Here is a 1,424-nt window from a genome sequence, read left to right as displayed (position 1 = left end):
TTTAAGCACCCATTTGTTTGAGCAAAGCTTCAGAGCTAGGCATTCTACCTCTAAACGACTCAAACATCTCGCCTACATCACGCGAACCACCACATTCTAGTATTTCGTTTCTAAAGCGCAGGCCAGTCTGCTGATTGAACACGCCCTCTTCCTCAAAGGCTGAGAAAGCATCCGCAGACAACAGCTCTGCCCACTTATAACTGTAATAACCCGCCGCATAACCGCCTGCGAAAATATGCGTAAACGCGTTAGCAAAACGTGCGAATGATGGAACAGGCACAACGGATATATCTGCTTGCGTGCGTTCTAGTAGCCCTTGTATATCGGTTTTATCCTTTTGATATTCATGGTGTAAACAGAAATCAAACAAGCCAAATTCCAATTGACGAACAGTCTGCATTCCAGCCATAAAGCTCTTGGCTTTCATCATCTTTTCAATCAATGCGTCAGGCAAGCTCTCCTTGTCATCGACATGTGACGACAAAAACTCGAGCGCTTCGGGCTGCCAGCACCAGTTTTCCAGAAATTGACTCGGCAACTCAACAGCGTCCCAAGGCACACCAGCGATCCCAGAAATCTCAGGATAAGAAATCTTAGTCAAGCAATGGTGCATTGCATGACCGCATTCATGGAATAAGGTTACGACGTCGGAATGTGTCAGCAAACTTGGCTTTCCGTCACTCGGCGCAGCAAAATTACAGACCAAATACGCAACAGGTAATAAAGGCTCTTCTTTGTCGAACTCTGTCAATTTATGACATGTACCTACCCATGCGCCGCCACGTTTTCCATCACGCGAATACAAATCCATGTAGATATACGCCAAGGCTTGACCATTTTGCAAAACTTTAAAACAGCGCGCATCGGGGACTGGCGTACTTACCCCTTCTTGCTCTTCAAGCTCAACACCGAAAACGCGCTTTAGTACTTCAAACAAGCCACTTAAAACCGTTGGCAAAGGGAAATATTGGCGTAGTAATTCCTGATCGACATCAAATCGTTCCTTACGCAAGGTCTCCGTCACAAACGGTACATCCCATGCAGCTAGCTCAGCCAATCCGAATTTCTGTTTTGCATAAGCTGTCAGCTCAACAAACTCCTTCTCCGCAAGAGGCTTAGCTTTCTCATGAAGATCGTATAAAAAATCGAGGACCTGCTGCGGCGATTCAGCCATCTTCGTTTGCACCGATAAGTCTGCATACGAAGCCAAATCTAATAATTCAGATTTACGTAAACGTGCATCCATAATGTCACGCATTAGTTCTTCATTCGCGTGAGAGAGATCATGCGGCCCTTGATTTGAAGCTCTGGTAATAAACGCTTCATACAAAACTTTTCTGAGATCTCTATCCTCGCAATACTGCATCACGGGCAAATAAAGAGTGAGATCCAAACCCAAGAGGTAACCAGTTTCATAGCCCTTA

Annotated in this window: 1 protein-coding gene; it reads right to left on the bottom strand. The window is 45.4% G+C overall.

What is annotated here, in order from left to right:
- Position 1: 1 nt before the first annotated feature.
- On the bottom strand, positions 2-1,424 hold a 1,423-nt coding region (locus A3762_RS16360), incomplete at its 5' end, for a M3 family metallopeptidase (RefSeq protein ID WP_068756661.1).

Source organism: Oleiphilus sp. HI0125, from assembly GCF_001635355.1.
Note: the sequence above shows the minus strand (reverse complement) of the source record. Positions and strands in the feature narration are given on the sequence as shown.